The organism is Paenibacillus sp. FSL R5-0475, assembly GCF_038004585.1.
GTDB lineage: Bacteria > Bacillota > Bacilli > Paenibacillales > Paenibacillaceae > Paenibacillus_AQ.
Window position 1 is genome coordinate 5,427,333 of sequence record NZ_JBBORK010000001.1, and the last position, 24,639, is coordinate 5,451,971.

22 protein-coding genes, 1 pseudogene and 1 riboswitch are annotated in these 24,639 nt (G+C 42.9%); of the genes and pseudogenes, 8 read left to right on the top strand and 15 right to left on the bottom strand.

Annotated features, from left to right (window positions below; translation table 11 throughout):
* Positions 1 to 10: 10 nt before the first annotated feature.
* Entirely contained in the window at positions 11 to 481 is a 471-nt protein-coding gene (locus tag MKX41_RS24295) for a helix-turn-helix transcriptional regulator (protein WP_340973521.1), read from the bottom strand.
* Between the two features lie 97 nt (positions 482 to 578).
* Here MKX41_RS24295 and MKX41_RS24300 point away from each other — a divergent pair, with 97 nt between their 5' ends.
* The gene (locus tag MKX41_RS24300) at positions 579 to 1,013 is read left to right on the top strand and encodes a pyridoxamine 5'-phosphate oxidase family protein (RefSeq protein WP_340973522.1); all 435 of its coding nucleotides are present in this window, start codon (positions 579 to 581) and stop codon (positions 1,011 to 1,013) included.
* Between the two features lie 385 nt (positions 1,014 to 1,398).
* Here MKX41_RS24300 and MKX41_RS24305 read toward each other — a convergent pair whose 3' ends face one another.
* On the bottom strand, positions 1,399 to 2,907 hold the full coding sequence (locus tag MKX41_RS24305; protein ID WP_340973523.1) for a thiol-activated cytolysin family protein: 1,509 nt from the start codon (positions 2,905 to 2,907) through the stop codon (positions 1,399 to 1,401).
* A gap of 195 nt (positions 2,908 to 3,102) precedes the next feature.
* Positions 3,103 to 3,265, bottom strand: a pseudogene (locus tag MKX41_RS24310) (transposase); the annotation flags it as partial.
* 299 nt (positions 3,266 to 3,564) lie between these two features.
* On the opposite strand from MKX41_RS24310, the gene MKX41_RS24315 reads away from it, so the two are divergent.
* Together MKX41_RS24315 and MKX41_RS24320 are read left to right on the top strand one after the other, a co-directional pair.
* Positions 3,565 to 4,305, top strand: coding sequence for a GntR family transcriptional regulator (locus tag MKX41_RS24315; RefSeq protein WP_234534765.1), 741 nt, complete (start codon positions 3,565 to 3,567; stop codon positions 4,303 to 4,305).
* A gap of 414 nt (positions 4,306 to 4,719) precedes the next feature.
* On the top strand, positions 4,720 to 6,108 hold the full coding sequence (locus tag MKX41_RS24320) for an MFS transporter (protein WP_340973525.1): 1,389 nt from the start codon (positions 4,720 to 4,722) through the stop codon (positions 6,106 to 6,108).
* A 291-nt stretch (positions 6,109 to 6,399) separates the two neighbouring features.
* Here MKX41_RS24320 and MKX41_RS24325 read toward each other — a convergent pair whose 3' ends face one another.
* The gene (locus MKX41_RS24325; protein WP_340973526.1) at positions 6,400 to 6,960 is read right to left on the bottom strand and encodes a TetR/AcrR family transcriptional regulator; all 561 of its coding nucleotides are present in this window, start codon (positions 6,958 to 6,960) and stop codon (positions 6,400 to 6,402) included.
* Positions 6,961 to 7,126: 166 nt separating this feature from the next.
* On the opposite strand from MKX41_RS24325, the gene MKX41_RS24330 reads away from it, so the two are divergent.
* Positions 7,127 to 8,590 (top strand): DHA2 family efflux MFS transporter permease subunit, encoded by a 1,464-nt coding sequence (locus tag MKX41_RS24330; protein WP_340973527.1) that lies wholly within the window; start codon positions 7,127 to 7,129, stop codon positions 8,588 to 8,590.
* 78 nt (positions 8,591 to 8,668) lie between these two features.
* On the opposite strand, the gene MKX41_RS24335 is transcribed toward MKX41_RS24330, so the two are convergent.
* Both MKX41_RS24335 and MKX41_RS24340 read right to left on the bottom strand, forming a co-directional pair.
* Positions 8,669 to 9,121 (bottom strand): helix-turn-helix domain-containing protein, encoded by a 453-nt coding sequence (locus tag MKX41_RS24335; protein ID WP_076298088.1) that lies wholly within the window; start codon positions 9,119 to 9,121, stop codon positions 8,669 to 8,671.
* A gap of 138 nt (positions 9,122 to 9,259) precedes the next feature.
* A complete protein-coding gene (locus tag MKX41_RS24340) occupies positions 9,260 to 10,618 on the bottom strand; it encodes an amino acid permease (protein WP_340973528.1) in 1,359 nt (452 codons plus the stop codon).
* Between the two features lie 134 nt (positions 10,619 to 10,752).
* Positions 10,753 to 10,833: riboswitch (glycine riboswitch) on the bottom strand.
* Between the two features lie 197 nt (positions 10,834 to 11,030).
* Between MKX41_RS24340 and adhP the strand changes: the two genes are divergently transcribed.
* Both adhP and MKX41_RS24350 read left to right on the top strand, forming a co-directional pair.
* Positions 11,031 to 12,047 (top strand): alcohol dehydrogenase AdhP, encoded by a 1,017-nt coding sequence (adhP, locus tag MKX41_RS24345; protein WP_340973529.1) that lies wholly within the window; start codon positions 11,031 to 11,033, stop codon positions 12,045 to 12,047.
* A gap of 48 nt (positions 12,048 to 12,095) precedes the next feature.
* Positions 12,096 to 12,512, top strand: a complete 417-nt coding sequence (locus tag MKX41_RS24350; protein WP_340973531.1) for a hypothetical protein — start codon at positions 12,096 to 12,098, stop codon at positions 12,510 to 12,512.
* Between the two features lie 435 nt (positions 12,513 to 12,947).
* Here the strand turns inward: MKX41_RS24350 and MKX41_RS24355 are convergent, their stop codons facing one another.
* On the bottom strand, positions 12,948 to 13,538 hold the full coding sequence (locus MKX41_RS24355) for a YdeI/OmpD-associated family protein (protein WP_340973534.1): 591 nt from the start codon (positions 13,536 to 13,538) through the stop codon (positions 12,948 to 12,950).
* Positions 13,514 to 14,455, bottom strand: coding sequence for an alpha/beta fold hydrolase (locus tag MKX41_RS24360; protein WP_076133036.1), 942 nt, complete (start codon positions 14,453 to 14,455; stop codon positions 13,514 to 13,516). The genes MKX41_RS24355 and MKX41_RS24360 overlap by 25 nt, the downstream gene beginning before the upstream one ends.
* Before the next feature lie 99 nt (positions 14,456 to 14,554).
* On the opposite strand from MKX41_RS24360, the gene MKX41_RS24365 reads away from it, so the two are divergent.
* Entirely contained in the window at positions 14,555 to 15,466 is a 912-nt protein-coding gene (locus tag MKX41_RS24365) for a helix-turn-helix transcriptional regulator (protein WP_340973537.1), read from the top strand.
* Between the two features lie 44 nt (positions 15,467 to 15,510).
* On the opposite strand, the gene rlmH is transcribed toward MKX41_RS24365, so the two are convergent.
* Together rlmH and MKX41_RS24375 are read right to left on the bottom strand one after the other, a co-directional pair.
* Entirely contained in the window at positions 15,511 to 15,990 is a 480-nt protein-coding gene (rlmH, locus tag MKX41_RS24370; protein ID WP_042131690.1) for a 23S rRNA (pseudouridine(1915)-N(3))-methyltransferase RlmH, read from the bottom strand.
* Between the two features lie 131 nt (positions 15,991 to 16,121).
* Entirely contained in the window at positions 16,122 to 16,472 is a 351-nt protein-coding gene (locus tag MKX41_RS24375) for an ArsR/SmtB family transcription factor (protein WP_076285050.1), read from the bottom strand.
* 133 nt (positions 16,473 to 16,605) lie between these two features.
* On the opposite strand from MKX41_RS24375, the gene MKX41_RS24380 reads away from it, so the two are divergent.
* On the top strand, positions 16,606 to 18,018 hold the full coding sequence (locus MKX41_RS24380) for an MFS transporter (RefSeq protein ID WP_340973538.1): 1,413 nt from the start codon (positions 16,606 to 16,608) through the stop codon (positions 18,016 to 18,018).
* A 98-nt stretch (positions 18,019 to 18,116) separates the two neighbouring features.
* On the opposite strand, the gene MKX41_RS24385 is transcribed toward MKX41_RS24380, so the two are convergent.
* From MKX41_RS24385 to MKX41_RS24405, 5 genes are all read right to left on the bottom strand, one after another.
* On the bottom strand, positions 18,117 to 18,284 hold the full coding sequence (locus MKX41_RS24385) for a CxxH/CxxC protein (RefSeq protein ID WP_076120603.1): 168 nt from the start codon (positions 18,282 to 18,284) through the stop codon (positions 18,117 to 18,119).
* Positions 18,285 to 18,513: 229 nt separating this feature from the next.
* Entirely contained in the window at positions 18,514 to 20,265 is a 1,752-nt protein-coding gene (gene cydC / locus MKX41_RS24390; RefSeq protein WP_340973539.1) for a thiol reductant ABC exporter subunit CydC, read from the bottom strand.
* Positions 20,262 to 22,028 (bottom strand): thiol reductant ABC exporter subunit CydD, encoded by a 1,767-nt coding sequence (gene cydD / locus MKX41_RS24395; protein ID WP_340973540.1) that lies wholly within the window; start codon positions 22,026 to 22,028, stop codon positions 20,262 to 20,264. The genes cydC and cydD overlap by 4 nt, the downstream gene beginning before the upstream one ends.
* Positions 22,028 to 23,044, bottom strand: coding sequence for a cytochrome d ubiquinol oxidase subunit II (cydB, locus tag MKX41_RS24400; RefSeq protein WP_042193024.1), 1,017 nt, complete (start codon positions 23,042 to 23,044; stop codon positions 22,028 to 22,030). Before cydB ends, cydD begins: the two co-directional genes overlap by 1 nt.
* The gene (locus tag MKX41_RS24405) at positions 23,041 to 24,435 is read right to left on the bottom strand and encodes a cytochrome ubiquinol oxidase subunit I (protein WP_339799565.1); all 1,395 of its coding nucleotides are present in this window, start codon (positions 24,433 to 24,435) and stop codon (positions 23,041 to 23,043) included. The genes cydB and MKX41_RS24405 overlap by 4 nt, the downstream gene beginning before the upstream one ends.
* Positions 24,436 to 24,639: the final 204 nt, after the last annotated feature.

Genomic DNA, 24,639 nt, shown 5'->3' on the forward strand with positions numbered 1-24,639 from the left:
CCTTTAGCGCTTAGGTACATAAAAGACAGTATGTGCAATGCTCCAAGGCTGTTCGAATCACTTCAACTTTGGTTTGTAGATCATTGCTACCTAGCCAAGCGGATAAGTCAAAAGAGATTTGGTTGGTTTTCAGTGTAATTTCATGCTGTTTATCCTCCGGGATAAAGCTTTTTACTTTGGCCAGGGTAGCAGTGGTTTCCTCACCGGATAATGTATTGGATATAAAGCCAAGCCCCATCAGTAGAGCGGTTATGTCCTTGACGGTAAAAAAACCTTTTTCTATCTTATACTCATTCATGATCCCAATGCCCCCTCCTACACCGGAGCTGGTCACAATCGGAATACCTGCTTGATTAATGGTTTCAATATCACGATAAATGGTTCTAAGTGAAACTTCGAACAGTTCGGCCAGCTCTCTCCCGCTCATCTTTTCTCTTTGCAAGAGTAGCATAATGATAGCGATCATTCGTTCTAGCTTCATACTCATCCCCCTGAAATTTATGTTCTATGACTGACATAAAAGCTGTCAGCGATACATTGCTATACTAAGTTTATCAAATGTTAAGGAGGAACTATAAATGGATTACAAGAACGAATTTTACCACACATTAAGCAAGACCCATGAAATTGCTCTGGCAACAGCGGTAGCAGGCTTACCAAATGTTAGAATAGTCAACTTCTGCTATGATGCCAACAAGCCAGGGATCCTTTATTTTGCGACAGACAGGGAGAATCAGAAGGTGATAGAGTTTGTTCAAAATAACAATGTTGCCTTCACAACTGTCCCCAGTAACGGGTCTTCCGTGCCGCATGCGCGCTCCAATCATGCAGTAGTATATAAGAGCCAGTACAACATTAATGAGATTAAGGAACTGTTTATCCAAAAAGTTCCGGGATATGATGAGACGCTCTCAGCTATTGGCGACACATTGGATGTTTTTGAAATTCACATCAAGGATGCTTTTGTCATCGTGGATTATGAGACTGCCGGACCGGTTTCTTTTGAGATATAAAGGCAAAATCAATGCTCGAATCGTCCTTGACATGACGAAGTAACCCGAAAGAAACATGCTCGAAAAGTGTTGCTTTTTGGGCTGACGCTAGTGCTTGTAACCACTGTTCAGGTATACAACGACTTTCTATGTAAAATCGCTCTCTACCCCTCCTCAGTTTTACTATTTTCTAAATTGTACAGGAGTAAGGGGCGGCGCACCTCTTATGCGATTAATTAAGACTACAAATATGCCCATGTAGCGCAGATTTATCTATAAACATCGTGGAGGAAACACGCCATGAACTGATATCACGCTTCAGCACACCCCTCGGCTGCTCCACACAAAATAGGGGCTGTCCCTCGGCCACTTTCATGGCTTTTGAGACAACCCCTATCATTAATCATTATTGACTAATCGAACCTGTTGGATATAACGTCGTACCACCAATCGAAACTTTGATATTGCTGGACAATGGAACGTTCGTTTCATCAATCACGGTTCTCCACCAATCCCACGCAAGACCTGTACACTCTTTGGCGGAAATTTTGATATTCTTGGCATTAGGAGGAAGTGGAATCTCTGTCGAGAAATGCGCCGTTTTATCTCGACCATTTCCTTCCCATGTTTTATGTGTAATGATTTCTAGTCCATTTGCATCAAATGTAAATTCATCCCAAGATACGTCAAACTGAGCTACATATGCACCACTGTGATCAAGCGTTATTTTACCCTTAGTATATTCTGTCGTTTTAGTCTCTATATATTCCGTATTGTTGTGAACAGCCGCAAGGGAATTGTCTTTCAAGAAGACACTAGTATATGAAATGGGGTATGCTGGATTTTTACTGCTAAATTGTGCATTGTCCTTAATTACATTTTGGATGACACTAAAGTCTTTCGTGACGATTTGGTTATGTGTTTGTGCATCGCCGCCTAATACAACAGCTGTAAATGAACTTTCATCATAAATATTTTTGTACTGCCCACTACCACTAGCTTGTATGTTAGGATTATTGAGCAATGCTTTAAATGCAGTCTGTACATCACTGCTCTTCGAAGTTGTCTCCAATTTGACGTAAATAGTTCTGCCATAAGCTACGTTAGATACCATCAGTGGCGGAGCCTCATTACTTACCCCTTTACGGACTAATTCAGCAAACGTCACACTGCTATCAAAAAGGTCCGATGGATTGTTAGGAAGAGTCGCGCTTACGGTATAAAAGATTTGCTTATAAGCAGCTACCATCACTTTTTTCTCGCCGCTTGCTACTGCGTTAAAGTCGATTCCGAGCGTGTTGTTAAGGTATTGTGCATTCACATTAAGTGCACTGGCAATTTGATTTTTGCTGTACACCATCGATTCTGCATACTGTAATCTTGCAGGCAGGGTATGTGTGTCTGAATATTTGTCAACCCAAGTCGACACGAGCTGATCAACGGCACCAGAAACACTGCTGAAATTTGGATTTTGAACCGCAATTGTATTTTCACTCTTCAACCCAGGTAGATCAATACTAATATCTAATGGTTTTCTCGCGGCCATAACCAGACTAGGCTGATTATTCGCAAAATCCTCATTTGCAAGTTGTATGACACCTGGATACGTGCGATTCGTGATCGAATCAATAATGGAAATATCTACGGGTGAGGTTGCGAGTGATTTTTTATCCCGTTCAACCACGATAAATTTTCCATTTGACTGGGTACCTTCTTTGGGAACAAAACTACTAATTCGATCACCATTTATGGCCAAAACTTCATTACGATTATAATTTAGGCCTGCGATTCCAGCATCAATATCATTAGGTACGTTTGCTTCAGCGAATGAAATACTGGAAAAGGTAAATAGGCTTAAACTTAATAATAAACTTCCTAACCATTTCGCCCCTTTAAAACGTTTTTGAGTTTTCATACATTTCTCCTCCTTCTTGTAAAACGATAGGACTTTCCCTACTGTATATATCGGTTTTTTGTCGGAATATCACTAGTCCTGAATTAAATTTCACTCATGTCGCAGCCTTCACACAACCAACGATACAAAAGTATCTCAGCCGTTTTACGGCTTTTGGGACAGCCTCTTTTATCTATGCTCATAATGATGGACGCTGTACGGAGCAACGGTTTTCTGCTTGAATTCACAGTTACAATCTCTGGGAATATTAAGCAACAGGTTACCATATTCCGTATGTAGCTTACGTGTGTAGCCACCGCTATGAGTTTCCACAATTCATGCCAATACGGTCATATTTTTCATCATCTAAAAACGCAGTTTACCCCAGAATCATTCTACATTTCTTCATTAAAATCGTAATTCTCTACTTTGTGAAATTTTTAACAAACTCACTTTAACACAAGTTCCTACAGAATTTTTACCAGTACTTCAAAGGAAAATAGACATTATCCTATTAATTTATCAATATGATGATTGAATGACACCTAATCTATTCGACGTAATTGTCTAGTATCTACATTTCCGTAGAAAAGTAAGTTACAATAGATTCAAGAAAAGAAGAACGAGAAGAAATGGAATTTATAACTCATGAATAAAAAACCATAGGGGTATAAGACAATGATCAATAAACTTCATGAACTCAATAAACAAAAAAAACCACTATCCGTCATTGTGTATGACCAATTGTATAAATTAATCATGGAAGGAATATTTCCTCCCGACAGCCAGCTTCCAACAGAACCCGAATTGGCCAAAAAACTAGGTGTAAGCAGAATGACATTGAGACATGCTTTGGCACTTTTGAAGGAAGATGGCTTGGTTAAAAATATCCAGGGCAAGGGAAATTTCATTACCAAATTTCATCAGAATGAAAGTATGGATGGCTTGGAGAAGTTGGGGAATCCTCTATATAAATGCTATACGGGAAACATAGATGATATCGAACTTATTTTCCGAATTGACCTAATAACGGACTATGCCATACAAGTATTAAATCGAGAAATGACTGCAGTTGTTGCGTTGGAACGCTGGTATAAAAGTAACGATAAGATCGTAGCTTTTGCTTTTACGATGATGCCAATCGAAGCCGTTTCTCAATTAAATCTTGACTTACAAAACGAAAAGCAAGTACTGGACATGTTGGAGGAGAAGGTATATGAACTAGCTAATTCCTCCACCATTGAAATTAAACGTTCTGATTCTGTCAATACTCCGTCATTAAAATACCAACTTTCCTACGGAGAGGAATGTGATTTAATTTTAGAAAGTGTATATATCAGCGATAAGTATCCTGTTGTTTATAACAAATACTATATACCCATACAATTTAGTCAAATTAGGATTAAAACATCTAAATAACCGAATGAAGGGCATGCGCTGCCCATTATCTTTTAAAGCAAGCCACAATGGAACGAAAACGTCAAATGGCAAGCCTCCAATAAACCGGAGGCTTGCCATTTTTTTAATTTTAGAAGCATTAGAATGAAGACGAGACTGACTCATTCGTAAGAAAACCAACTTTCAGGAAAACCCCTTTCTGTAATAAAAAAGACAAATTTTAAAAGGTTGTCAGTGAGATAAAGGTGTGGTAATATTCTCATTGTTAAATAATATACAAGTTGTTAGACAACTATACAATGTTGTATGATCAGAAAAGTTATCATGAATGACTATGAAATCGCAATCAAAGGGTAATTATTTTGGGGTTATTCATGGAAGCGCTACCTTATTCAACATCATTAGAAGCAAACAACAAAGGAGAAGAATATACCTATGTCTACTACAACTGCAGATGTGTGCATGAAGAAACCCCAGGAATATAATTTTAAGAAAGCAGTACCTATTACCTTGCTATTATTTCTACTATGCTTGATTATTGATAATTCGTTTAAGATTGTTTCTGTTGATATGGCAAAAGATTTTAACATTTCAGCGACAACAGTCAGCTGGCAAGCAACCCTAGCTGGCCTTGTGATTGGGATTGGGGCGGTTGTTTACGCAGCTTTGGCGGATTCCATTAGTTTCAGAAAACTTTTTACCGCTGGTATCATTTTAATATGTGTCGGTTCAGTCATGGGATATGTTTTCCAACATTCGTTTTTACTCGTTGTTATCTCACGATTGATCCAAACGGCAGGTTTAGCATCAGCTGAAACATTATATGTTATATTTGTAACCAAACATTTACCTGCAAATGAACAAAAGAAATTTTTGGGATTAAGTACAAGCAGTTTTGCTCTTTCACAGCTTATTGGTGCATTAACTGGAGGCTATATTTCTACGTATTTCCATTGGACAATGCTGTTTTTAGTTTCTTTAGTAACACTTCTCACCCTTCCATTTATTTTAAAATATCTTCCTAAGGAAGAAGCGAAAAACAGTCATGTTGATGTATTAGGATTATTTCTAGTGGGAACCATTTCAGCATCCCTACTACTGTATATTACCGATTTCAATTGGATGTACCTTCTCTTGTTTGTTGTTGCAATTACATTATTCCTTACTTATATTAGTAAGAACTCCAAAGCGTTTATTGGAATATCATTCTTTAAAAATAAACAGTTTATCTCATTGCTTGGCGTTGCTTTTGTGATTTACTCTGTGCAGTTAGCATATATTTTCTTATTTCCATTCTTGCTTGAAAAGATTTATGGTCTGAAGCTAGATACCATTTCACTATTATTGATTCCAGGCTATATAGGAGCCACTCTAGTCGGGGCTCTTTCTGGAAAATTCGCGAAGTTCTTAGGAAGCAAGCAATGCATTACAATCGCGATGTCTTGTATAGTGGTAAGCTTATTATTAGGCGCATTCTTTATACAAACTTCGGTTGTTGTATTTGTGATCTCCATGGTGTTATTCTCTAGCTCATTTGCATTCATGTATGCACCGATACTTGATTCTTGTATTCGTACGATTGAAAAAGAAAAAACAGGTACAGCCGTCGGATTTTTCAATTTAACACTGAATGTCGCGATGTCAATCGGAATTGCCTATACAGCAGCTATGATGGACCATTCCGCCATGCGAAGAAGCTTCTTAGGAATTACGAGCAATTCGGATGCTTCGATGTTTAGTAATATCCTATTCATTCTCGTATTCATTACCCTTTTCAGTTTATCTCTGTACTGGGTATTAGTAGGACGAAAAACGACGAAATAAATTACGTTGTTAGTTCATAATTGGAACCCTAAAACCAAAAGTTTAGGGTTCTTTTTTAAATTAAAATTCCTTTCCTTGTCCTCTTCTTTTGTAGCGCAGGTCCTCCTCTCAACTGGTCAACGACAAAATCATGGATTTAAAAGAACTCGCACATTCCCTGCACAGAAAAAAAAGTCTCCATCGAGATACCGTATCATTCTATATTCAAAACAAGGCGTTCCATTGTGGATGGCGCAGATAACCTGATGGATCTTCTTTAATTCTAATCCCGATTGAACTCTCACCTTGAACCTAACCGGTTACATACCTTCTTTTATACATCAAAGTAATTTGCCCCGCTATGTATTCCGCACTATATTGGCTGCCATCCTTAATCCACCACATAATAATCCCTAATAGTGATGCTGCAATAATATCAAGGGAGACAACCTCCTTAGTGGAATCTATGTTTCTCACGTTTCTTCGCTTTTCGATCGTATTTTTTAATAGGTTGGTTAATTGGTTTTTGAAGCCTTTGTGCTCTACCAATACAGCAAAGATTTGCCGGTATTCATAAAAATAACTTAAAAATGTGACCAACTGCTCCTGCTCGATACTGCTCTTCACTTGTAATAACGGTTCAACCTTCATGGACAGGTCATCAAAGATTTCATGTACGATCTGGCGCAATAAATCGTTAATATCCTCATAATGCAAATAAAACGTTGCACGATTCAGCTCAGCACGGTTGGCGATTTTTTGGACAGTCAATTGAGAAATCTCCACATTCTCGGCCAATAATGAAAAAACAGCATTTTTCAGCATCTTTTTTGAGCGAATGGCTCGTGGATCAACTCTTTTATGTTCGGACATTTCATCCCTCTATTATCGTTTATATAGTATTTCATCAACTAATTTACCCATTCTGTCGATTAGTCGACATTTTCAATAAAATTGCAAATAGGAATACCGTTTAAATGCTGATATGATTTATTTTATCGACACTATGTCGAAAAAGCAATGAAGAGAGGCCTGCACCATGCAAGAAGATATTAAGAAAATAAATAAAGGAATCCTACTAACCATTCTAATTTTTGGTTGTTTCTTATCTACACTCAATCAGACACTTTTAAATGTCGCCTTAAGTAGTCTGATGGATGTATTTGATGTCACGGCAACAACTGTACAATGGATTTCAACGGGTTTTATGCTGGTCAACGGGATATTGATTCCGATTACAGCCTATTTAATGAAACGTTTTACAACACGTCAATTATTTCTAAGTGCCATGTCATTTTTATTAATTGGCTCAATCATTTGTGCAGCAGCGCCGAGCTTTAGTCTACTCTTAGTCGGACGGATGATCCAAGCTGCAGGTGCCGGTATTATAATGCCGCTCATGATGAGCGTTGTGCTCGCTATTTTCCCTGTTGAAAAACGCGGCAGTGCTATGGGACTGCTTGGACTGGCGATGATATTTGCTCCTGCTATTGGGCCAACGCTCGCAGGATTTATTGTTGAATATCACTCTTGGCGCTGGTTATTTATCGGCCTCATTCCACTCGTCATCATTGTTATAGCGTTGGCATTCAAGTATTTAGTGAATGTATCCGAGACGTCTAAGTCTAAGCTTGATGTAGTAAGTGTTCTTTTATCAACCGTTGGATTTGGCTTAATTTTATACGGCTTCAGTAGTGCAGGCAGTAAAGGCTGGGACGATGTAATAGTAATTCTGACCTTAGGGATCGGGATCGCTGTTACGGCCGTATTCTGTCTTCGACAAATCAAGTCTGATGATCCACTGCTGAACCTGTCTGTCTTCAAAAATAAAGTTTTTACGATGACTTCTCTTATTAACGTATTAATCACGATGATGATGTACGCAGATATGATTTTATTGCCTATTTATCTGCAGAATGGCCGTGGTTTTACAGCATTTGATGCGGGGCTACTCTTGTTGCCGGGGGCACTCGTAAATGCGTTCATGTCACCCGTCACCGGTAAATTATATGACCGTTTTGGTGCCAAGCCACTGTTCATCATTGGTTTACTCTTTATTATTCCATCTATGTGGGCGGTAACTGATCTATCTGAATCGACCACGTATATGTATCTAATGATTCGTACCATTGGCTTGCGAATTGGATTAAGCTTCATTACTATGCCACTCAATACGGCTGGATTAAATGCACTGCCCAAACAACTCGGCACCCATGGTACAGCAGTGAACAATACCGTTCGCCAAATTGCCGGAGCCATCGGAACTGCTGTCGTAATTACGATTTATACTGTGCAGGCAACAAGTCATGCGGCCACAGTGATGCAGAGCAATCCCTCTACTACTCCTGAGATCCTTAAATCCCTTGCATCCATTCTTGGGGCAAGTGACGCCTATTACTTTATGATGATTTTATCCGTCGCCGCGTTTGTTATAACATTATTTATGCCGATGAAGAGCAAGATCATGTTTGAAAAGAAAGCAAACCTAGTTAACAAGGAATAACCTTATAACGTGGAATGTAAAAAGGACAGCGATCAGCTGTCCTTTTACATTATTAATAGCTATTCCCGGCTCACCGGCTTACTCTTGTTTATATTTTTCTTTCAGAATGCTGGAGCCGATTCCCCCGACAACCATTAAAATCAAAGAACCGAAGTTCCAAAAGAATGACCCGCCATTCAAGGTAATCCCTAGCGCCGTTACTTTGTTCAGAAAGAGAACACAGAGTTTAATCACTAACAGCACAATGCCTGCTATTACGAAGACATCAAATACAAACTTTAATTTCGGGTGAGCTAATTTCTTCCCTTCTTCTATCACCTTTTTGGTCAACTCCTCGTCACTTCTTAGTAACTCATCGATAGTTACCCCAAAAAGATCGCTTATTTTAATAATGATTTCAATGCTTGGGTAGTTTTGACCATTCTCCCATTTCGAAACCGACTGTCGGCTTACAAACAGCTTCTCGGCCAGTTCTTCTTGTGACCAACTTTTTTTATTTCTTTCCGCTTTTAACTTCTCCCCAAAGATCATAGCAGCAACTACCTTTCTGCAATTCTTAAGCCTATATTGGATTAATCGTATGCAGAAGTAAAGAACGCTTTAGTTGCAGCCCCGCAACCCCAAGTTGCAGTTAACACTAGGCATACCGCTAGTTGATGTTGACCTCACTCAAGCTTGATTACTTTTCCCCTTTTTGCTTCTAATTGAATACAGGATGAATAATAAAACAAACCATAATGGAGTACACAATAAAGCCGGGCGTGTCTCTCCAGCGAACAGCATGATGATCAGTATTCCAGCGAACAAGGTTAAGACAATATAATTAATAGCCGGTGTGAACGGTGCTTTAAATTTGGATTTCGCCTGTAAGTCTGGCCGGGTTTTCTTATACTTAATATGGCAGATAAGAACAATGCCCCACACCCATATAAAACAAATGGCGCTAATCGTTGTCACGATTCCAAAAGCCTGCTCCGGAATAAGTTTACTCAAAAGTGCACCCACAGATATAACAATTGTAGAAATGAATAACGAGTTACCTGGAACATGGTTTTTATTCAGTTTGCCCAAATGAGGTGCCGCTTGGTTATTTCTACTCAAATTATAGAGAATTCGGCTGGTCGAGAACATCCCACTATTACAAGCGGAAGCGGCTGAAGTTAATACGACAAAATTAATAATCCCTGCGGCAATTGGAATCCCTACTAAAGTAAAGGTTTTTACAAAAGGACTCTCTGCCGGACTGAGCTCCGTCCAAGGGTTAATGCATAGCAGGACGAAAAGCGCACCAACATAGAAGAATAGAATCCGTAAAGGAATTTTATTAATCGCCGATGGGATATTTTTCTCCGGATCCGCTGTTTCCGCTGCCGACACCCCGACCAATTCCACACCCACGTAAGCAAATACAACCATTTGAAAAGAAAATAAGAAGCCTGATATGCCGTTCGGAAAAAATCCCCCATGCTCCCATAGGTTTCGTACCGTCACCGATCCTGCATCCGTCTTAAACCCAATGATCAGTAAAATGACCCCAAGACCAATCAAGGCGAGAATCGTAATTACCTTAATTAAAGCAAACCAAAATTCGAGTTCCCCAAAGCTCTTTACAGTTAATAGATTAAGTCCTAATAACACGACTAGACAGGCGATGGCAGGAACCCACTGCGGGATATCAAACCAGTACTGTACATATACGCCAACAGCAATGACATCAGCCATAGCCGTCATGATCCAGCAAAACCAATAGGTCCAACCGGTAATGAATGCGACCCGTGATCCAAGGTAGTCTTCAGCAATATCCGTAAACGATTGATAGCCCGCTTTAGATAATAGGAGTTCTCCCAGTGCTCTCATCACAAAAAACACAGCAATACCCACGATTAAATACGTGATCATGATGGATGGGCCTGCCTTCTCTATCGCCTTGCCTGATCCCAAGAATAATCCTGTACCAATGGTGCCGCCAATAGCAATAAGTTGAACATGCCGATTGGCCAGCTCTCTCTTTAATTCTGGTTGTGCCATACCTAGTTCCCCCTTGTGAGTACAATAAATTGGAATAAAAAAAGAGAGATTGGATGTCATCCAATCTCCCAGATCGTAAGAATATCAAATAATATTCGCCCTGCTGATAGCGATCAGCATGACAAATACATATTCAGTACTCTTCTGTCCTTTTGCCTGAGATTGTGAACCCTTCGGCGCCGCGGAATTTCCGCAGTCTCTCCAGAAGCTGCTCCAGCTAAAGTGTAATCCTTAGCCATCATAGCTCGTGAATTATGAAGTTGATAAAGCGGTAACGCAGTAAAGCTGTTCTGATATTCTAACATATTACTTGTGATGTGAGTGTTAATCAGTGATAAAAGTCTCAAGAATTTAAAGTTAGCCTCATGAACATACTACTTTTTGAAAAGCAAAAAACTAAAGGAGTATGCTAATGAAAGCCGCTGTAGTAAAGAAATTCAAAGAAAAGTTAGAGCTACAAGACGTACCTAAACCAAAACCCGGACACAAAGAAATCCTTGTCCATATTCATGCGTGCGGAGTGTGTCATACTGATTTGCATGCTGCTCATGGCGATTGGCCCGTCAAACCGAAACTCCCTCTTATTCCCGGACATGAAGGCGTTGGGATTATTGAAGAAATAGGTGAAGGAGTTACACACTTAAAGGTAGGAGACCGAGTAGGAATCCCATGGCTGTACTCAGCCTGCGGTCATTGTGAGTATTGTCTTACAGGAAGAGAAACTCTTTGTCTCGATCAGCAAAATTCTGGATATTCCGTAGATGGTGGATATGCAGAATATTGTGTGGCAGCTGCCGATTATGTAGTGAAGGTTCCTGATAATCTAAGCTTCATCGAAGCGGCACCTTTATTTTGCGCTGGCGTTACGACCTACAAAGCTTTGAAAGTATCAGGTGTAAAGCCAGGTGAATGGGTAGCCATTTTCGGCGTCGGAGGATTGGGTCATCTTGGTGTACAATATGCAAAGGTGATGGGAATGAACGTAGTGGCCATCGACACGTCGGATGAAAAGATGGAGCTTGCCAAACAGCTTGGCGCAGACAAAACCGTAAACGCATTAAAAGAAGATGCCGCAGACTGGATTCAAAAAGAAATCGGTGGAGTACATGGTGTCGTTTGTACGGCGGTTGCGAAAAAAGCATTCGACCAAGCCTACCGGGCCATTCGTCGCGGCGGTACCTGCGTCATGGTTGGGCTGCCTCCTGAATCCATGGATGTCCCGATCTTTGATACGGTATTAAACGGTACAAAGGTAGTCGGTTCGATTGTCGGCACTCGCAAAGATTTACAAGAAACATTACAATTCGCTGCAGAAGGAAAAATAAAAACCATTATTGAGACACGTAAACTAGAAGATATTAATGAGATCTACGATCTTATGTTAGAAGGCAAAATCAATGGTCGAATCGTCCTTGATATGACGAAATGACCCGAAAGAAAACCCGCTCGAAGTGTTGCTTTTCGAGCGGGTTTTTTTATGACTAAAATTTTTCCCACTTATGATAAGGTTCAGCGTAACATCTATAGAACGCAGACACCTGCACAAACACCTGCACCAATGTCTCCACAAGCCGCGTTGGATACGATTAATGCTTACTACGTTCAGCAAGCTGGCGATGCGCCTGACCACTCAATATTTGACACTACTGGAGTAACAGGTGTTACTCCGTCGAACTTAACCTATGTTGATTATGCATTGAGCGTGGACGAGACATCTCCATGGACAGTACTTGAAATTCAAGAGATTGTTAATGAAGTTCATTCAGGACTCGTATTGACAGCGATCAGCATGGGGCTTTCCCATGCCGTTTTGAATTCCATTTTTATTCCCGTTCTTACCTTTGAGCTTAACTTAATGACATTGCCTGTTTGGGTGTCCTTATTGTTTTTCTAAGTTTTGCTTGCTAAGCGACTCTATTCAGCATCATTCTGTTCTTCCAGCCATCTCAAAATCGCTTGGTTTGTTTCTTCCGGCTTTTCTTGCTGGATCCAATGACCGCAATCCAGATTGACCACTTCCGCATTAGGCACGAACTTTGTCAGGTTTTCAGACCTCTGGACCGTATCCCGGTCACCATAGATCATGAGGGTCGGCTGTACCATAAAAATGAAGGGGGTTGCGATTTTGGATGAGCTGTTTCATCCCTTCTTCATTTAGCGATTTGATTTATGCCTCGCATTAAAAACGTTCTGACTTTTGATGAGAATTAAACCCTAATTGATTGAGAAATACAGTAGCTCCTCTCTACTAAAGATCAGGGAAACAATAGACCCAGATTTATGCAGTACCAAAAATCCTTTTAACGATTCTTTTGTTATTTATATTTCCTTATTCTGTAATATATTTTTTGCAATGTTGAAATTTTAGCCCTTCTTCAGATGAAGCGATCAATATTCCAAGCCTTCTTAATCGTGTTTCTTCTTTCTTGGCGCTCATTACCCACCAGATAGAATCTCTTTTATAGGATGGTGATAAATTAGTGAAGAATAGCCAGGCTGTTTGATTTGCCTTGATTTGTTCTTCATATTCTTTGGCAAGTTCCACGTTTCTTTGTTCAGAGGAATAGCCTTGTGCATCGGTTCTGTTGTTAAAGACGTGCATTCCTTCTGGTCTCATCTTTCCAAACTGTATTAGTGCTTTTATCTTCTTTACGTTCACAGCACTCCATACACTATTTACTTTGCGCGGAGTAAAGCGAATCTTATAGCTTTGTTTATCAATGGTTTTTCGTATACCGTCAATCCACCCAAAACAAAGAGCGACATCTACTGATGCAGACCAAGTAAGGCTTGCACGCCCTGTACTTATCCCAAAATAGCCCACCCAAATTTCACTAGCTTCAGCATGATGTTCTTCTAACCAATCGTTAAACTCTTCTTGGTTGTTGAAAAAAACTACATCTCCCATTGTTCCAGCCATTTTAAAATCGCTTGGTTTGTTTCTTCCGGCTTTTCTTCCTGGATCCAATGACCGCAATCCAGATTGACCACTTCCACATTGGGCACGAACTTTGTCAGGTTTTCAGACTTCGCAACCACATCCCGGTCGCCGTAGATCATGAGGGTCGGCTGCTGGATGATTGGGTTCACTTTCGCCAATAAGCGCCAGTTGCGGTCAAGGTTCCTGTACCAATTTATGCTGCCCGTGAACCCTGATGTTTCAAAAGCGGAGACGTAAACGGCCAGCTCGCTTTCGCTCAATACGGGCTCACCGAGCGGTGTTTCTGCTCTGGCGAGATTGATCAACGCCATACCTGGCTCAGGTGCTCTGAGAGGCTCGTTCTTCCGGTACAGGTTGCGAAGGAACCTGTATGTATTGTCTTCGAATACGGCGTCCGCGACGCCTGGCTGTCGATTGAAGTGGACGAAATAGAAATCGCCGCCAAGTATTTCTTCCATGAACTCGATCCAGGGTTTTTCTCCGCGCTCTTGGTAAGGCAAGCTCAGATTTATCACTTTATTGACGCGGTTTGGATGCAACAAGGTCAGTCCCCAAACGACGAATGCACCCCAGTCATGACCGACAAAGGTAGCGTCCTCGTATCCATAGTGATCGAGAAGCGCGATGAGATCACCCGACAAGTGTTCAATGTCATAGTCTGTTACTTCGGTCGGACGGGATGAGTTGCCGTAACCCCGCTGGTTGGGGACGATGACATGGTAGCCCGCTGCGGCAAGTGCGTCCATCTGATGGCGCCAAGAAAAGGCATGCTCTGGCCAGCCGTGGCAGAGTACAATAGGTTTTCCTGCGTTTTCTCGGCCTGCTTCAAACACTTCGAGTTCCACACCGTTGGCTGAAATAAGGGTGGGCTTGGGAAAATCGGTTGGATTAAACATTGAATTAAAACCTCCTTCTTGTGATACTTGTAGTATAATGAATAAAAGGTGACATCTAGGTGTCACCTTTCTGAAATCATGTAAAAAAAGAGGGCAATTATGGACAAAGTGGAGAGACTCATTTCGATTATCATGATATTGCTGAAAAAAGAGGTTGTTTCTACAACGGAATTCTCACAACTATTCAATGTCTCCAAAAGAACGATCCTTCGCGATATGGAAACATTGAGCTTATCGAACATCCCGATCTACTCTGTCAATGGGGTCAAAGGGGGCTACGGCATAATGGATGAATACAAGGTTGATAAACGCCTTTTAAGCAGCTCCGATTTACAGAATATATTAACTGCGCTCGGCGGATTGGAACAAATCCTCCGTACTGAAGAAGTTGAAAGAACGATAAAAAAAATAGAGGCAATGGTTAGTCCATTGTCTCTAAATCGTTCCATTCAACTGTCGTTTTATGATTGGGAAGGTCGGTCCGAGATTCTTGAAACCTTAAAGACATATCAAGAATCCATTTCAAAAAAGAGGCTGGTTTCGTTTGATTATACAGATAAGGACGGGGCTGTAACGAATAGAATGGTCGAGCCCTATGAGCTGCATTTTAGCGAATCGAGTTGGTACTTGAAAGGATTCTGTTTACATCGACAGGGATATCGAACTTTCAAGTTATCTCGGATCGATCATATTACTATGGATGAACGCGCGTTTCATCCTAGAGACGATTGGTCAGAGCAAGTACACGAAGCAAATTATCTACCTGAATTCGTCACGATTAAGGCCTGGATATCGCCTAGCATAAAAGATCAAATCATCGAAAGGTATGGTCGAAGAAGTATTGAAGACCATAGTTCTGGATTTTTATTAGCAACCATTTATGTCCCACAAAATCGTATGGGATTTCAACTTTTAGCAAGCTTCGGCACTCATCTAAAAGTTGTAGAGCCCAAAACCTATGTTGAAGACTTTCGAAATTATTTATATCAAATGATGGAGAACTATTCCTGATATATTTAGCATTAAAGCTTCAACCTTCAACTCAACTTTTCGCCCTACTTATGATACGGTTCCCCCCGATTGATCTTCACCGCGCGATAAATCTGCTCCACCAGCACCAGGCGCATGAGCTGATGGGGCAGCGTCATGCGCCCGAAGCTCATGCGCTGCTGCGCGCGGCGCATGACCTCATCGGAGAGCCCATGGCTCCCTCCGATGACGAACACGACATGGCTCGTCCCGTAGGTGCCGAGCCGGTCAATTTCTGCGGCAAGCTCTTCCGAGCTCCACAGCTTGCCGTCAATCGCGAGCGCAATGACATGCGCCTCGCTCTTTATGTGCGCGAGGATGCGCTCCCCCTCGCGCGCCTTAACAATACCGACCTCTGCTTCGCTTAGAGAGTCGGGTGCTTTTTCATCTGCCACCTCAATCACCTGAAATTTCAGGTACGGTGTCAGCCGTTTAGCATACTCCGCGATGCCATTAATCAAGTACTTTTCCTTCAATTTTCCTACGCCAATAATTTGAATAAGCATAAGTGCCTCCTGTTATAGTCCTCTGTTGAAATAGCAAAAGGACGCGCACTGGGCGTCCCTTGTAGTTTTAGTAAGTACCTTCCTAATCTTTCGCATTCCTTAAATGTCCTATTCTTCAGACAATCCATCCCCTACTTACTCTCCTCCCGCTCCTCCATTGCAAAATCCGGCTTTTCCCCAGCTTCGTAAGCACTCAATATAGAATCCAGCAAACCTGGGAACCGTGCGCTCAGATCCTCTGTCCGTAGCGACAGTATGCGCTGGGTTCCTTGCACCCGCGTAAACACAACCCCTGACTCGCGTAGCGTACGTGCATGGTGAGACATGGTGGATTTGGCAATCGGAACGTTGAAGCCGTTGCAAGCCTGTTCTCCATTTCTATGAATATCCGATACGATATGGAGGCGAATCGGATCGCTCAGCGCATACAATACGGAAGCAAGCTGAATGTCCTTGCGGTCCGGATGAAATAGTATTTTCATGGATGATTATCCCCTTTGTCCTACTTTTAATGCGAAAAAAATTACCTAATTGCATTTTATATCAACGCATGCTATATTTCAATTGTTCGTAAGTAATCGAACTATTAAACAATAAAAAAGGAGTGCTTCGCACATGACTTCTGTAAATAACCTTTCCGCGAATGCGGATCATGAAGCCTCCGCTCCGGAAGCGACTCTTCCACGGGAAGGCCTGCTGACTCTGCTGTTCAGCATCGCTGTGGTTCTCGTCATTATGAATACAGCCATGTTCAATCTGGCACTGCCTGATGTAACCGAAGCCTTCGGCATTACAGCTGCATCTGCTTCTTGGATAGTTACCGGGTATTCCATTATGTTTTCGATTGCCTCAATCACGTACAGCCGGCTCTCTGATTTTCTGCCGATCCGCCGCCTGCTGGTGATAGGCTTGTTGACGCTAGGCTTTGCGGCTGTGGCCGGCTTCTTCAGCACCAACTTTATCTTTCTGCTTATCGTGCGCATTCTACAGGCGTCGGGCGCGGGCGCAGTAATGTCCTTATCTCTTGTTCTGTTTACCCGCTATGTCCCGCAAGCCCGTCGCGGTAAAGCGATGGCGACGATTATGTCAGCCGTTTCACTCGGCCTAGGCCTTGGTCCGGTCGCGGGCGGAGCCATCGTCGAATATCTCGGCTGGATCTGGTTGTTCGCTGTAACGGCAGCTATTTTGCTTCTCGTGCCGTTGTTCCTTATCCTGTTGCCTAAAGAGGTGCCCACCCGAGGCTCCTTTGATGTGCTTGGTGGGCTGCTCTTGGGCGTCGGCACCACCGGTCTGCTGCTGTTCCTGACTAGTGGGCTGTGGGTGGCCTTGGTCGCCGGACTTGTCGCCATCGCTTTATTTGTTGGCCGCATCCGCAGCACGCCCGACCCATTTGTAATGCCCGCGCTTTTCCGTAACCGCTCATATCTCGTACTGGCGGTGGTCGGAATCGCCTCCTATCTGTGCAGCTTCGCCACCTTGTTCCTGCTGCCACAGATTTTGACTCATCGCTTTGGCTTCAGTGCAAGTCATGCCGGGCTTGTGATCTTTCCGGGTTCGCTGCTCGCCATTTTCGTTTCCCGCTCCGTCGGACGAATCATCGACCGTTATGGCAATGCGGGGATATTGCGTTTCGCTCCACTGCTTGTGTTGACTGCTACCGTCCTCTTCGCATTCTTCGCTGGGCGGTCCTGGATTGCCGTTATGCTTATCTATATGATTATGAGTCTTGCCTTCACGACATTGTCCAGTAGTGTATCCAATGAAATCTCACGGATTCTGCCTTCCTCACAAATCGGCTCGGGGATGGGACTGTTCCAGCTACTGCAATTCTTTAGTGGTGCCTTCAGCGTAGCTATGGCCGCAAGTGCATTGGAATGGCAGCGTGGGCTGCCGCTCCGGGCCGCTTACTCAAACATCTACTGGGGACTCTCTATTGCAGCAATGCTTGCCATCATCTCAGCCATTGTCTACCGCAAGAACAACCGAGGTAGCTCCCTGACCAATATAGCAGATGCAGCAGATGCATAAGATTAATCCTCCAATGCACCTATAATTATTCCACGCAAAAACACCTTGCGGCCCATTTCCGGGACTGCAAGGTGTTTTTTTATAAGTCTAAAGGTCCTTTAGACCACCAAATATTCAGCGTTCTTCTCACATTGGGTGCACTTTGCCGGCGGGTCCCAGTCAGAGAATTCCGTTTCCTTCAAATCCACTACATCTGGTGCATCTTCATACTCGTCCACAAACAAATCAATAGCTAATTCTACATGTTCTTTACATACTACATACATTCAACCAAGCATCCCTTTCTGTGCCGCTACGGCCTAATACTCCTTCTATTGTTCTACCATACTTCCCACGAAAATGGAACTCCTATCTATCCATTCCAGCGATCTGTTCATCCATTGTCTATATTCTTGCCCTTCACCAAAATAAGATTCCTCCCACCCCGAAGGGCAAAAGGAATCTCATCACTTCTCTCTCTCTATTATCTATAAATATTATTTTAAACTCTCCATCCTACCCTAGAAACTCCACCGGACGATCCAGCTCATACAATCTGCGGTAACGTGGTTCTTTTTTCATCAGCTCTGCATGGGTTCCACGCATTTCTACCGAGCCATTTTCCATAAAAATCACTTCATCCATCTGCTCCGCACCGACCAAATGATGCGTTACCCAAATTAGTGACTTACCCTTCATGGCTTCGAACATTGTCTTCAAAAGATCACGTTCCGTCCGCGGGTCCAACCCTACAGTCGGTTCGTCGAGTATGACAACAGGGGTATTTTGCAGCAAAATACGAGCTAACGCTATCCGCTGACGCTCTCCACCAGAGAATCGTTGCCCTGCTTCACGGACAAAGGTATCATATCCATCTGGCAACGAGGAGATCAACGTATCCATTTTGGCTAAGGCGCCAGCTTCTTTAATGGCTTGTTCGGAAGCCTTCGGATCACCCATACGAATATTGTTAGCTACTGTAGTATCGAATAAATGTGGACTCTGATTAAGCACCGCTATAATAGAAGGAATATGCTCGCCATAGGCATCTGCAGCGATTCCATTAATCGTAACCGAGCCGTGAGAAGGTTCAATAACACCTTGAATAGCCTTTAATAACGTCGATTTACCCGCACCACTTCGGCCGATGATCGCAATCTTTTTACCTTGTGGAATATCGAGGCTGAGATCGCGAACCGACCAGTTAGCCTCTGAACCATAGTGGTAACCTACATTTTCGAGCTTGATGTGAGCACTCTTCATGGCCTGAGGTAGAGCATCGACTACAGTTGCTTTTTCAGAGACGATGTTCTGCTCAGTTCCATTTACACCAGACAATCGCTCTAAGGAGTTACGGTATTGCGGAATTTTCTCCACTGCTTCAGACACCGGCAGAAAGGCATCTGCTACAGGAAAAACAACCAGTACGAACGCCGCAATCAATGTACCCGCAATAGCACCATCTGCAAACTCTCCAGCGGCCCAATACAGCATAGAAAGCACGCCAATCCCAATTACCGCTTGCCCAATGAACGTACGAATACGTGCCCAGCTGCGCAGCGCTGCATCGGTTTTGGCTACTTTTCTCTCATCTGCTTCATAAGTGTCTACGAACTGGCTTTGTCGTCCACTAATGACCCAGTCACCCATACCAAGTACGGCGTCAGTCAGCTTTTGATAGAGACGATTACGCTCTACTTTCACTTCACGTTGGCGCTTCTGTGTGAACAATAGAGATAAGAACGGCAACACCACTACTAACACCAATATATACAGAGCCATCAATAGCGCAAAGGCGATATCAAAAGTACCCAGTGCAATCACAGCTGCTCCATAAATCAGCAAAGCAATAATGCTTGGAAAAACGGTGCGCAGATATACATTTTGCAAATATTCAATGTCATCCGCAAGCATCCCGAGAATATCCCCAGTGCGGAAGCGTGACGACAGGAACAAAGCCTGTGGCTCCAAAATATTGTACAGACGCACACGCATCTTAGATAGAATTCGCAAAATCGTGTCATGCCCAACTAAACGTTCTACATAATGAATGACAGCCCGACTCGTTCCGAACGTACGCACACCTACAATCGGTACATAAATCATTAGAATATTTTCGACGGGTGTAGACGCTTTTGAGATCAGAAATCCTGAAGTATACATTAATGATGAGGCTGTAAAAATCGTCAACGCCCCAAGCACGATAATAAGCACAAAACGCCAAAAATACGACGATACATACGGAGCAAACCATCCTTCACGTTTCAATGGATTCCCTCCAATTGCGACCCAATCAACTCATAATACGCACCCTTGTGGGCAAGCAATTCCTGATGGGTACCGATTTCTGCCACTTTTCCTTGTTTCATTACTACAATAATGTCCATATCAAGCATCCAGTGCAGGCGATGTGTAGCCAGAAAGACCAGCTTTCCTTCAAAAAGAGGCACCATCGTCTCCTTCAGCTCATATTCCGTCTCAATATCCAGATGTGCCGTCGGCTCATCCAATAACATAATCGGACGACTGCTGAGTAAAGCTCGAGCCAGCGCAACCCGCTGCTCCTGCCCGCCACTGAACGAACGACCTCCGCCGCCGATCATCTCATCCAAGCCATTCGGAAGGGTTGCCGCCAGCTCTGATAATCCAGTAGCTTTCACAGCTGCAGCCACAGCTTCCATAGAAGCTTCAGGGTAATAGAAGCGAATATTATCAGCCAATGTACCACTAAAAATATAAGGGCGCTGCGGGATATACGAGGTCTGCTTTCGCCAAGCCTCATCCGTTAATGCGCTAACCGTTGTACCGTTTACTGTGATACTTCCTGAAGTAGGGTGTAAGAAACCACCCAAGATATCGACTAGTGTAGATTTACCGGCCCCACTCTCTCCGATAATCCCAATTTTGCTTGCTCCTTTAAATTGCAGGTTCACCGCTTCCAGCGAAGAAAGACCAGCTTCCTCGTATTTCACACTGACATCATTTAATGTAAGTATGCTATTTTTATGCCAAGTGAATATCTCTTCTGGTGTTTCCGATGCTGATCTCAATGCTTGGTCACCATTAGAACCTACTACTTCAGCTTTCACTTCATCCTGATCTATAATGCTCTTCATTGCCTCAGCGGCTTCCTTACCATCGAGAGTAGCATGGAAATCCGAACCTACCAATCGTACAGGCAAAAAATATTCCGGTGCCAAGATCAGAATGGTTAAGCCCGTAACCAGTGTCATCTGATCGTTGACCAGACGCAGGCCGAGACTTACCGCGACGGAAGCAACGGATAACATCGTAAAGAAGTCCAGCGCGAACGAAGACAAAAAGGCTACTCGCAGTGTACGCATCGTCGCCGAGCGATACCGATCGCTGACGGTGGCAATACTCGTGCTATGACTACGACTGCGGCCCAGAAATTTCAGCGTTTCTAGCCCACGGAGGGAGTCTACGAAATGATTAGATAAGGTACGATAAGATTTCAGCTGACGGTCCATCTGCTTGCGAGCCGTCATCCCGATCAAGATCATAAAAACAATAATAATCGGCATAGTGATCGTTAGAATTATCCCACTCGCGGTATCCATCTTGTAGATATAAATAAGCACCAAAATCGGTGTAATTGACATCCCTACCATTCTAGGGATAATCGCTTCTAAATATGTGCGGAACTTTGTTACGCCTTCCAGCACAAGTGTGACAAGATCCCCGGTTCCACGCCCGCCCACCATTCTGGGTCCAAGCTGGAAGAGCTTATCCATCATTTCCCTCCGCATGTTGCTGCCTGTTGCTTCCGCAAAGCGGTAAGAGATACGGCTCATCAGCATGGCGCAAGCATGGCGCACTAGAAATGCAAGAAGGAACAATAGCGAAGTAGCCCATTGTTCCTTCAGAGGTTCTCCTGCAAATAGCGCAGAGATGACTTCTGCCAGCCATTTGGCCAGCAGAAGTATGGACATGCTTTGCACCAGGGTAAGGAGGCCAACGATCAGAAATACCGGCTTAACTCCTTTATACCCAAGCAAATTTTTATCCATTAGTATTCAAGATGCTCCTTCTCGTGAACGCGTTTATGAAAGACAAAGTAACTCCAAATTTGATATCCCAATACGAATGGAAGGATGGTCAGTGCCACAATCGTCATTACCTTTAAAGAGTAATGTCCCGAAGCCGCATTGGTAATTGTCAAATTAAAGGCTTGATCGATTGAACTAATCATAACACGTGGGAACAATCCTACAAAGATAGAAGTTACGGACAATGCTATTACCGCTCCTGTCATTCCAAAAGCATAGCCATCCTTCTTCTTCGTCATGAAATAACCCGATAATATGAACGCGATAATTCCCAGCGCTACTATAATCATAAGAACTAAACCACGTTGTTCGAAAATATCAGTCATATAATAAGTCATTACCACGAAAGCGAGCAATAGAGCCCCAAGTGGCAAAAGCAATCTTTGCGCCATTTTTCGAGCGCGAGCCTGTAGATCACCCACTGTACGCAACGTTGTGAACATGAGACCATGTACCAAACAAAGAAGGACAACAGTCACACCAGCTACTACGGTATACACATTTACGATATCTGTAAAACCTGCGTACATTTGCATATCCCCATCAATTGGCAAACCTTTGATGAAGCTGGCGAACACCACAGCAAGGAGGAAAGGTGGGAGGAAGCTGCCGAAAAAGATACAAACATCCCAAGTTTTTTTCCAAGCTACGGAATCCCGTTTACCTCTAAATTCAAAAGCAACACCACGTGCAATCAAAGCTAATAAAGCAAAGACAAAGGGAATGTAAAATCCGCTAAACAACGTTGCATACCACTCAGGGAAAGCCGCAAACATTGCACCCGCAGCAGTAATTAACCATACCTCGTTTCCATCCCAGAAGGGTCCGATCGAGTTAATCAGAATCCGGCGCTCAGTGTCATTCTTAGCGAGAATTTGTGTTTCCATCCCTACGCCGAAATCGAAACCCTCCAGGAAGAAGAACCCTATAAACAGAACTGCAATGAGCACAAACCACAATTCATTAAGAGACATCATTGGGCGCCCTCCTCGTTATATGGATCATGCGAATCCCCGTGATCGTTATCCATCGCATAAGGACCTTTTTTAATCACTTTCATAAACAAACCAATTAGAACTAATCCGAGAATGGCGTAAATCGCTGTAAAAGAAATAACAGAGAATAGAACCTGACCACTTGTAATGTTAGGCGACACACTGTCTTCCGTTGTCATCAATCCGAATACCGTCCATGGCTGACGCCCGAATTCGGTCATGACCCAACCTGCTGTATTCGCGATTGGAGGAAGCAGTATTCCCCATAACATAAACCGCATAAACCAAGTGTTTGGACGGTCCATCTTTTTGCGCCACATTAAATACATTGCGTACATACCCATTACGATCATTAACGTTCCTGCTAGAACCATGATCCGGAAACTCCAGAACGTCGTACGTACTGGCGGGATATAGTCACCGGGGCCATAGGTTTGCTCATACTCAGCTTGCAGCTCAAGCATACCTTTAACTTCACCGGAAAATTTACTGTATGAAAGGAAGCTTAGCATATACGGAATTTGAAATTCTCCAGAACTTTCCTGCTTGTCAGGATCAATGTTAGCCCATACGGTCCAAGGTGCTGGGTCACCACTCTTACCCCACAGTCCTTCAGAAGCCGCCATCTTCATAGGTTGAGTCTCAACCAAATACTGTGCTTGCGCATGGCCTGCCACGGCTACACCAATAGAAGAAATGATACCTACGATTGCTGCAATTTGAAAAGATTTCTTAAAGAAAGATACATCTTGTTTCTTCAATATCTTATACGCACTAATACCCGTTACGAGGAAGGCGCCTGTTGCATACGCAGCAAGAACCGTGTGCGGGAATTCAACCAGCAATTGTCCGTTCGTAATGAGCGCGAAGAAATCATTCATTTCTGCCCGTCCATTATTTATCTCAAATCCCACAGGATGCTGCATAAAGGAGTTCGCTGCTAGAATCCAGAAAGCGGATAACATCGTACCGAAAGCTACTAGCCAGATGGATAACAAGTGCACTCTTTTGGACACTTTGTCCCAGCCGAATATCCAGATGCCAATAAAAGTAGACTCCAGAAAAAAAGCTGCCAATGCTTCGACTGCAAGTGGAGCCCCGAATACATCACCCACAAAACGTGAATAATCAGACCAGTTCATCCCGAACTGAAATTCCTGCAAAATACCTGTAACTACCCCTACTGCAAAGTTGATGAGAAACAGCTTTCCCCAGAACTGTGCCATCCTTTTGTACTCTTCATTGCCTTTTCTAACGTACATGGTCTCCATGATCGCAATCAAGAGCGCTAGTCCGATTGATACCGGTACAAAGAAATAGTGGAATATTGTCGTCGACGCAAATTGTATACGCGACAGCATTACTGTATCCATATTTTTCCCTTCCTTCTCCCCTTTTCGTTAACTATATTGTGTCAAAAATTTAGACGCACTTTTGTGATAAATGTCACACAAAGGGGTGCTTTTAACGGTGAAATTCAAATGATTTGTGACAAAAATCACAATTTACCTTAAAAAAAGCAAAAAAAATAAGACGGTTTGACCGTCTTGAAGTTGTTCACTGTTCTATAACAAGCT